Raw genomic sequence first — 8968 nt, 5'->3', positions numbered from 1 at the left:
TGCCGAAGACGTGCGACACACCTATACCGATGACTTGAGACACCCCATTCCGATGTCCCGAGCCAGAACACCGCTGGGGTCACAAGTGAGCTACACCTGGTTGACAAGCTCGGCCAGGTGTTCTTGGTTTCCATGTTCCTGGTTTCCATGTTCCTGGTTTCCATGTTCCTGGTTTCCATGTTCCTGGTTTCCATGTTCCTGGTTTCCGGCCGATCGACGTCAGACGTTCTCGACGGTGCCGTCGTACAGCGCCCCCGCGTAGCGTCGCAGGGCTGCCATGGTCGTGTCGATTCCTTCGTCCATCGCGCTCGAGTCGGCCTGATCCGCCATCCGCTCCGCAACAGCGATGCCCCAGGCAAGCCGGTCGTAGTCCGCCATCCGCAGAATGTCGAGCTCCGGATGACCCGCGGCGAAGGTCTCCCCGTCGGCCGGCCACAGGATGAGCCACACTGCGACCAGCGGAGCGACCGTCGAGCGGTGCACCTCCAGCGCCACCCGGGATAGCTCCTGCCACCGGATCGCGAAGCTGACATCGCTGTGAGACACGTGCCGGATGCCCACCCGATCCAGGAAGAGCGTCCGTGGCGCTCTCCAGGGTCGGGTCAGACCGTCTACCGACGATCGGATGCCCACGAGCCCATCCGCGATGGACTTTGGGTCCGGGCCGCTGAAGCTTGGATCGACCTCGATGACATCGGCAGGATCCGGATTCTCCCCCGGAGCCCATTCGGCCCGCCGAGAATCGGTCAGCGCGCGGGACTCGGCGGACAACGGGTTGGCCGGCAGTCCGGTCAGCCGGCGCACCATCACGACCGGAAAGACCACGATCAAGGCGGCAAGCCCGGCAATTCCCAGCACGCCGAGAATGGCGCCGCCGATGCGCCAACCACCGTGCACGACTCCCACCGCCGCAACAAACCCGGCAGCCATGCACAAGACGGCGACGGAGATGAGCACGGCCAGCTTGGTCAGGCTAATGGGTAGCGTGCGGGCACCGTTCGTCGTTGGCATCTGTTGAGATTATCGTCCGGAAGGCTCACAGGTAGGCACGCGCCTGCTGCGGATACACCGCGCGCAACTCCTCGAGCGCGCGCAGTTCGGCCCTGCGGACGGCCGAGATCGACAACCCCAGCCGGCGGCCGATCTCCCGCAGACTGTGCTGGCGACCGTCGGCGAACCCGTAGCGCAACTCCAGCACCTGCCGGTACGGCTCCCCCAGTCCGCCGAGCACCTCCTGACCCGGGATCGCATCCCGGAACATCTCCTCGAACTGCTCCGACGCAGTCTCATCGGCCACTTCCAGCTTGACCAGTTCGGTGTGGTCCATCGGGCTGACCGCGCCCGAGGACAACAACCGGGTCACCCAGGCCGCCCGCTGTCCTACCGCGCCGGCGAGTTCCTCGACCGTGACATCACGACCCAGTTCCTGGGAGAGCCGGTTGCGGATGCCGTGCACCTCCCGCCGCCGCCCCGCCGTGCCGGCCGGCAGGTTGAGCTCTCCAGCGCGATTGGCCGTGATCGCCCCGATGTAGGCACGGATCCAGTGCAGCGCATACGTCGCGAACCGCAGGCCGCGGCGATGGTCGAAGCGCCGGACCGCCTCGATCAGGCCCAGACAACCCTCCTGGAACAGCTCGCCCTCAGACATTCGGCTGCGGGTCGCCTCCTTGCGCACCACCATCGCGACCAGCCGCAGATTGCTTTCCACAAAGCGATTCGCCGCCCGTCGGCCGATCCGTTCGAGCATGATCAACTCGTCCTCAGCGGCTGCGACCGGCAGCCCTCCCCGGCGAGCCTCGGCCGCCAGCACCCCGGCCTCGATCGCGGTTGCGAGCTCGGCCTCCTCCGCGGCCTCCAGCAGCTCCATCGGCAGCGCGAATCCGATTCCGCTGCTGACCCGTTTCCCCATGGAGGAAATGCTGGCGTCGGACCGCTCCGGCTATCGACGTGTCGGTGTTGGCCGTCCGCAACGATTGTTGTCCGGATCGGCCCAATGTTGCCCCGATTGCCCCAATGTTGTCCGGGCCGTGTTGTCCGGGAGTCAGAGCCCGAGGCTGCGGTTCTGCAACTGCTTGCGTTGCGCCTCGAGAACCACCAGCTCGGAGAATGTCTTGTTGTAGGTGGCCGGATCCTCGACCGGATTCGTCCGCTGCAACCGCGACTTGATCTTCCCGATCTGCCGGCTGACCGCCAGCAGCCGCAGTTTGGCGGTGTAAGCGACCACGTACGCCGCCGAGGGCTTCTCGGTGAGCAGCGGCTCGACGGCCAGCGAGACCACCAGAGAGTTCACCCAGGGGTTGTCCTCGACCGCGGCCACCCGGCGCGGCCAGTCGTGGAACGGGTCACCCCCGGCCCCGGCGGGCAGGTCGGCCATCGCCTTCTGCGCATGGCGCAGCACTGCCCCGTACGCGGGGTGGGTGAAGTCGTCGGTCGACAATCCGGCCAACTCGTCACCGAGGAACTGCGGCACCTGGATGATCAGCTTCGCGGTCTCGCGCTCGGTCAGCAGCGTGCGGTCGTGGGGATCGGGAAGGACGTCGGCCGCCGGCCTGCGCTGCGGCGATGCCGGGGAGGATGCCGCCTCAGACGCAGCGCCGGCCCGCTTCGGCTCGGGCTTGCGCGCCGACGAGCGGGAGGCGACCCGGTTGATCTCGTGCCGGACCTCGTCCGGATCCATGCCCAGCCAGCCGGCCAGCTCCCGGACATAGCCGCTGACCTTGCCGGCGTCCCGGACGCTGGCCACCAGCGGTGCCGCCTCGCGGAGCGCGTCGACCCGGGCGTCGGCCCGGTCGAGATCGTGCCGGGACAGGATGTTGGTCATCACGAACCGGTAGAGCGGCACCCGGCGTCCGATCAGCTCACGCACCGCCGCGTCGCCGTGCTGCAGCCGCAGGTCGCAGGGATCGAGCCCGGTCGGCTCGATCGCCACGTAGGTCTGGGTGATGAAGGCCGAGTCCAGCGAGAAGACCTTCAGCGCCGCGGCCTGGCCGGCGGCGTCGCCGTCGAAGGTGAAGACCACCTCGCCGTTGCCCTGGTCCCCCACGAGCCGCTGCAGCACCCGGGCATGATCGTTTCCGAATGCGGTGCCACAGGACGCGACCGCGGTTCGGACGCCGGAGAGGTGTGCGGCCATCACGTCGGTGTAGCCCTCCACGATCACCGCCTGGCCGCTGCGGCCGATCTCGGTCCGCGCCAGATCCAGGCCGTACAACACCTGGGACTTCTTGTAGAGCGGGGTTTCCGGGGTGTTGATGTACTTGGCCGGCAACCGGTCGTCGTCGAAGATCCGCCGGGCGCCGAAGCCGATCACCGACTTGCCGGCATCCCGGATCGGCCACAGCAGCCGACCGGAGAAGAAGTCGTAGCCGCCGCGGCGCAGCAAGCCACCGGTGATCAGCTCCTGCTCGTCGAAACCGCGCGCCTTCAGATGAGCCGCCAGCCGGCGCCCGCCGCGCGGGGCGAAGCCGACACCGAACTCCTCGGCCGCCGCCCGGTCGAAACCGCGTTCGGCCAGGAACTGTCGGGCGACCAGCGCATCAGGAGTGGCCAGCTGCTCGGCGTAGAACTCGGCGGTGGCCTTGTGGGCGTCCATCAACCGCACCCGCAGACCGGCCGGCAGCCGCGGGCCGCCGTCGTCAGAGATCCGCAACTGGATGCCGACCCGGTCGGCCAGTTTCTGCACTGCCTCGGTGAAGCTGAGATTCTCGATCTTCTGCATGAAGGCGATGACGTCGCCGCCCTCACCGCAGGCGCCGAAGCAATACCACAGGCCGCGGGAGGGAGTGACGTTGAAACTGGGCGTCGACTCGTCGTGGAAGGGACACAATCCCTTCATCGAGCCACCGCCGGCATTCCGCAGCATCACGTACGAACCGACGACGTCCTCGATCCGCGCGCGCTCACGGACGGCCGCGATGTCCTCATCGTTGATCCGGCCGGCCACGCAGTGAGTGTAATGCGCCGCTCGGACCCTCGCCCATTCCCCGGTCCGACCGGTCTGCGGGCCCTAGTCTGAGCGTCATGGAATCGCGCGCACCCGTGGGCGTCGAACGCAACGGCATCAACACGATCGCCGAAGAGGAGCGTCATGGCGCTCCCCGCAGTCTGTTCTGGCCGTGGTTCGCAGCCAATGTGTCGGTGCTGGGCATCAGCTACGGCTCCTTCGTGCTGGGCTTCGGGCTGTCCGCGATCCAGGCGATCGTCGTCGGTGTCGTCGGCACCGTGCTGTCCTTCGTGCTGTGCGGGGTGATCTCGCTGGTCGGCAAGCGTGGCTCGGCGCCCACCATGGTGCTGGCCCGGCCGGCCTTCGGCGTCCGCGGCAGCAGGCTGCCGGCGGTGGTGTCCTGGCTGATCACGGTCGGCTGGGAGACCGCACTGACGGCGCTGGCGGTGCTGGCCACCACGACCGTCTTCAGCGAGCTGGGCTGGGACGCCGGCACCCCGACCAAGCTGGTCGCCCTGGTCGTGGTCGCGGTACTGATCGTCGGCAGCGGGATCGTCGGCTTCACGCTGATCATGCGGCTGCAGGTGTGGATCACGATCATCACCGGCGTGCTGACGATCGTCTACGGCATCCTGGTCGCCGGGCACATCGATACCGCCAACCTCGGCAGCCTGACCTCCGGCGGTGTGGCGGCGATGATCGGTGCGCTGATCTTCATGATGACCGCATTCGGCCTGAGCTGGGCCAACATGGCCGGCGACTTCTCCCGCTACCTGCCGCGGTCGGTGAGCAATGCGGCCGTCGTCGGCTGGACCACCTTCGGCGCCGCCCTGGCTCCGGTGCTGCTGCTGGTCTTCGGCATCCTGCTGGCCGGCTCCTCCAAGACGCTCAATGACAAGGTAGCCGCGGACCCGATCGGGGCTCTGACGACCCTGTTGCCGACCTGGTTCCTGGTGCCGTTCGCGGTGGTCGCCGTGCTCGGCCTGGTCGGCGGCGCGGTGCTGGACATCTACTCCTCCGGGCTGGCCCTGCTGACAGCGGGACTGCCGGTGCCGCGCTGGCTGGCGGCCGGCATCGACGGCACGATCATGATCATCGGCTCGGTCTACATCGTCTTCTTCGCCAACGACTTCCTCGGCCCGTTCCAGGGTTTCCTGATCACCCTCGGCGTGCCGATCGCAGCCTGGGCCGGAGTGATGATCGCCGATATCGTGCTGCGGCGTTCGGATTACGACGCCAACGACCTGCAGGATCCCGCCGGACGGTACGGCGACATCAACTGGATCGCGATCATCCTGATGCTGCTCGGCACGGCCGTCGGCTGGGGCCTGGTCACCAACACCTACGCCGGCTGGCTGAGCTGGCAGGGTTATCTGCTCGGGCCGATCGGTGGGAAGACGGGCTCCTGGGCGTACGCGAATCTCGGCGTCCTGGCTGCGATGGTGATCGGCTTCGCCGGCCATCTGATCTTCAACCGCACGTCAGTACGCCGCCAGGATCTCAGGTGACCGGCAGCTCGGTCAGCATGTGCCGACGGATGGCGATGGCGGCCGCACCCTGCGCCCAGGCGTAGAAGTCCGATCGCACCAGCCGCACGTCGTCCGCATCGGCCAGCGTCGACCGGTTGGCGACCAGAGCCGTACGCATCCGGTCCTCCCCGAGCATCGCCAGCTCGATACCGTCTCCGGTCACCAGGACCCGCTCGGGCGCGATCATGTCGGCGACGCGGGAGACCAGCAGCCCCAGGCAGGCCGCGGCATGCTGGACGATCTGGGACGTGACCGGCTCACCGTCGGCCGCCAGCCGCATGCACTCCTCGAAACTCACCGGTCGGCCCATGCCTTCGCTCGCCCGCGCGCTGACCTGCCCCGAGGCCAGCAGTTGGTGGGCGCACCCGCGGTGTCCGCGCGGGCACGCAGGGCCCTCCGGATCGAGGGCCCAGTGATCGACTTTGGCTGCCAGCCCGCGGCGGCCCTCGTACAACTGGTCATCGATCACCAGCGCACAGCCGACACCGACGCCGACGGTGATCACCGCCAACGACGAGCACTCCCGGCCCTCCCCGAACCAATGCTTCCCTTGGGTCAGCGCCCGTACGTCGTTGTCGACGCTGACCGGCAGTCCGACCGACGCCGACAGCCGGTCGGCAAGATCGAATTCTCCGGTCCAGCCCAGCGCGGGGACCCGGCGGACCCACCGATGGCCCTCGACCGTTCCTCCGATGCCGATCCCTACGCCCGTGACACCGGGCCCGCGACGCCGATGGTCATCGATGATTGCCACGGTCTGCTTCACCACGGCTTCCGCGGACGTGTCGGTGACCGCCGCACGGGTGCGGCTGATCACGGTGCCCTTGAGATCGCAGACCACCGCGTAGATCACATCCCAGGTGATCTTGATCCCGAGAAAGTGCGCCTGGCCGGCGTCGATGTCCAGCGGTGTGGAGGGCCGCCCGGTGCGGTTGCCGCCCTCGGGCTGCCGCTCGACCAGCAGTCCGCTGCTGATCATCGGCCTGGTCAGCCGGGTCAGGCTCGCGGTCGAGAGCCCGAGCCGGCGGGCAAGATCGGCACGAGAAACGGGACCCGAGCGCAACACCGCAAGCGCCACCGACCGCGCACTGGCATCGGCTGCCGCGACATTGCGCTCGAATCCCGTACCCATGGGTCCGATGACCTAGTTCAACTTGAACAGCCTGTTGACCTGTTCGTTCAGGGTCTCCAGATAGGAGACCGGCTTCTGCCCTGTGTAGATCGCCTGCAGCCCCGGCGTCATGATCGCCGTGATGTCGGCGCCGTAGCTGCTGATCGGCAGGAAGAAGGTCTCGTTGTTCTGGACCATGTCCACGAACGACGAGGCGTCGATCCCGGCCGCCTTACGCGTCTGCAGCGACAGCTGGGTCGAGGCCGGCCGGGCCGGGAAGACCACCCCAGCCTTGGCGATCACATTCTGGCACTGTGCGGTGCTCATGAACTGGACCCACTTGGCAGCGGCATCCTTGTTCTTGGCGGTCTTGGTGATCGAATCGGCGAGGCTGCCCAACGGCCCGGCTCGATGGCCGGTCGGCCCGACCGGCATCGGCGCGATTCCCCACTTGACGCCCTTGATCGTCTGGTAGGTCGCGATCATCCACGCGCCGTCCTGGACGATGGCCGCCTTGTTCGCGGCCAACTGGTTGAATCCGCCGAAGCTGGAGCTGAAGGAGTTGTAGGTCGGCGCGTAACCCTTCTGGGCAAGGCCGAAGTACCACTTCAGGGTCTCCTGCAGCTTCGGGGAGGCGTAGTTGTAGCTGTTGCCCCACGGATTCTTGTTCATGTAGGTCCAGCCGTTGCTGTAGGCGAAGGCCGACCACGTCGTCTGCGCCATGTTGTCGCCGGCACCCAGGCCGCCGAAGCCGTAGACCGCGATGTGGTTCTTGTCGAAGCCCTTCTGATCACCTCGGACGCCGTGGGTGTCGATCGTCAGGTGCGCGATGAGCTTCTCGAAGGTCCCGCCGTTCTGCGGGTTCCACGCCAGGTTGTTCAACTCGGACGGGTCGACCCCGGCCTTCTGCAGCAGATTCTCGTTGTAGAACAGGCCGACGGTGTCCCAGTCCTTCGGAGATCCGTACCGGTGGCCGTCCTGACCGGTCCACAGCTCGCCCAGACCCGGCTGGAACTCGTCGTTGCTGATGCCCTTGGTCGCCGGCAACTCATCGAGCGGCTGCAGCACGTTGAGGTCGACGAACTGCGGATACTTCGTCAGGTGGTTGGTGAACACATCCGGTGCCGTGCCGGCGATGAAGCCGGCGGTCAGCTTGGTCCAGTAATCGTTCCAGCCGTACTGGGTGATCTTGACACTGAGACCCGGGTTGGCCTTGTGGAACAGGTCGGCGCATTGCTGGTAGCCGGGCTCCTGGGAGGAGTCCCACAGCCAGTAGCTGATGACGTTGCTGGCGGTGCCGCCGGCACCGCCGCTGCAGGCCGAGAGCACGGTCGCCAGGAGTGCGGTGACTCCGGTCGCCAGTACTGCCTTGATCCGGGTTGTCCCGGGCTTGGCGAACTTTGGAAATTTGGGCTTGATCATGCCGATTCTCTTCATCACTTGATCCCTGAGAAACCGATGGAATTGACGATCCGCCGGGCGAAGACCAGGAACAACACCAGCATAGGCAGGGCGGCAACCAGGGTCGCGGCCATCAGCCCGGCCCAGTCCGGACCGGTGTTGGGGGTCTGGGACTTGAAGACCGCGAGTGCAACGGTGAGCACCCGGGACTTGTCGGTGTAGGACACCATCAGCGGCCAGAAGTAGTCGTTCCAGCTGGTGATGTAGGTCAGCACCGCGAGTGTGGTGATCGGCGCCGCCGACATCGGGATCACCAACCGGAAGAATATTCCGACCTTGCTGGCGCCGTCGATCAGTGCCGCTTCCTCGATCTCGTTGGGGATGGTGGCGAAGAACTGCCGCAGGAAGAAGATCGCGAACGGCGAGATCAGCATGCTGGGCAGTGCGATGCCGATCAGCGTGTCGATCATGTGCAGTTCCTTGATCAGCACGAAGTTCGGCAGGAAGGTGAAGATCGCCGGCACCATCAGCCCGGCCAGGAAGACCGCGAACACCGGTCCGCGGGCCCGCCACTTGAGCCGGGCGAACGCGTACGCAGCCATTGCCGAGAAGAACACCTGACCGGCGGTCACCAGGCAGGAGACGATCACCGAATTGCGCAGATACAGCCAGAAGTTGATCGGCTGCCCGGCGCCGCCGGCGGCCACCGCCGCAGCGCCGGTCTGCCAGCCGAAGACCCGCTTGAACGAGTCCAGTGAGAAGCCGACCGGGAACGGGTCGGACGGATGGGTCAGCAGATCGCCGTTGGACGACAGCGCGGTCCGGATGATCCAGTAGAAGGGCGCCAGCGTGACCACCATGATCACGACCATCACGACCCAGGCGATCACCCGGCCGACGCTCACGCGTTTGCGGCCCGCAGGTGCGATGGTGGGCGGCGTGGAGTCTGTCGTTACGTCAACAGGGGCAAGAGTTGCCATCAGT

Annotated in this window: 7 protein-coding genes; 1 reads left to right on the top strand and 6 read right to left on the bottom strand. The window is 66.8% G+C overall.

Going from position 1 to position 8968, the window contains the following annotated elements; all coding sequences use genetic code 11:
• Positions 1-219: 219 nt before the first annotated feature.
• The 3 genes from IEY07_RS11115 to dnaG all read right to left on the bottom strand — a co-directional run bounded on the left by IEY07_RS11115 (position 220) and on the right by dnaG (position 3943).
• Positions 220-1011 carry a hypothetical protein gene (locus tag IEY07_RS11115; RefSeq protein ID WP_188895388.1) on the bottom strand — a complete coding sequence of 264 codons (792 nt, stop codon included), beginning with the start codon at positions 1009-1011 and terminating at the stop codon, positions 220-222.
• A gap of 25 nt (positions 1012-1036) precedes the next feature.
• Positions 1037-1909, bottom strand: coding sequence for a sigma-70 family RNA polymerase sigma factor (locus IEY07_RS11110; protein ID WP_188895387.1), 873 nt, complete (start codon positions 1907-1909; stop codon positions 1037-1039).
• 132 nt (positions 1910-2041) lie between these two features.
• Positions 2042-3943, bottom strand: coding sequence for a DNA primase (gene dnaG, locus IEY07_RS11105; protein WP_188895386.1), 1902 nt, complete (start codon positions 3941-3943; stop codon positions 2042-2044).
• Positions 3944-4020: 77 nt separating this feature from the next.
• Between dnaG and IEY07_RS11100 the strand changes: the two genes are divergently transcribed.
• Positions 4021-5451: a purine-cytosine permease family protein gene (locus IEY07_RS11100; protein WP_188895385.1), complete on the top strand. Its 1431-nt coding sequence runs from the start codon at positions 4021-4023 to the stop codon at positions 5449-5451.
• On the opposite strand, the gene IEY07_RS11095 is transcribed toward IEY07_RS11100, so the two are convergent.
• From IEY07_RS11095 to IEY07_RS11085, 3 genes are read right to left on the bottom strand one after another with little or no spacing between them, the layout of a single operon-like run.
• Entirely contained in the window at positions 5444-6604 is a 1161-nt protein-coding gene (locus tag IEY07_RS11095) for an ROK family transcriptional regulator (RefSeq protein WP_188895384.1), read from the bottom strand. The two genes, IEY07_RS11100 and IEY07_RS11095, sit on opposite strands and share 8 nt — an antisense overlap.
• Positions 6605-6616: 12 nt before the next feature.
• Complete coding sequence (locus IEY07_RS11090) at positions 6617-8020, bottom strand: ABC transporter substrate-binding protein (protein WP_229669961.1); 1404 nt, start codon at positions 8018-8020, stop codon at positions 6617-6619.
• Positions 8020-8964 (bottom strand): carbohydrate ABC transporter permease, encoded by a 945-nt coding sequence (locus tag IEY07_RS11085; RefSeq protein WP_188895383.1) that lies wholly within the window; start codon positions 8962-8964, stop codon positions 8020-8022. The genes IEY07_RS11090 and IEY07_RS11085 overlap by 1 nt, the downstream gene beginning before the upstream one ends.
• Positions 8965-8968: the final 4 nt, after the last annotated feature.

The sequence above is a fragment of the Microlunatus endophyticus genome, assembly GCF_014646195.1.
GTDB lineage: Bacteria > Actinomycetota > Actinomycetes > Propionibacteriales > Propionibacteriaceae > Microlunatus > Microlunatus endophyticus.
This window is presented reverse-complemented; position numbering and strand designations above follow the sequence as displayed.

Excerpts from the sequence above, each read along its gene's own strand:
- IEY07_RS11085 (WP_188895383.1), bottom strand. The coding sequence starts at position 8,964 with ATGGCAACTCTTGCCCCTGTTGACGTAACGACAGACTCCACGCCGCCC.
- IEY07_RS11110 (WP_188895387.1), bottom strand. The coding sequence starts at position 1,909 with ATGGGGAAACGGGTCAGCAGCGGAATCGGATTCGCGCTGCCGATGGAG.
- IEY07_RS11090 (WP_229669961.1), bottom strand. The coding sequence starts at position 8,020 with ATGAAGAGAATCGGCATGATCAAGCCCAAATTTCCAAAGTTCGCCAAG.
- IEY07_RS11115 (WP_188895388.1), bottom strand. The coding sequence starts at position 1,011 with ATGCCAACGACGAACGGTGCCCGCACGCTACCCATTAGCCTGACCAAG.
- IEY07_RS11095 (WP_188895384.1), bottom strand. The coding sequence starts at position 6,604 with ATGGGTACGGGATTCGAGCGCAATGTCGCGGCAGCCGATGCCAGTGCG.
- IEY07_RS11100 (WP_188895385.1), top strand. The coding sequence starts at position 4,021 with ATGGAATCGCGCGCACCCGTGGGCGTCGAACGCAACGGCATCAACACG.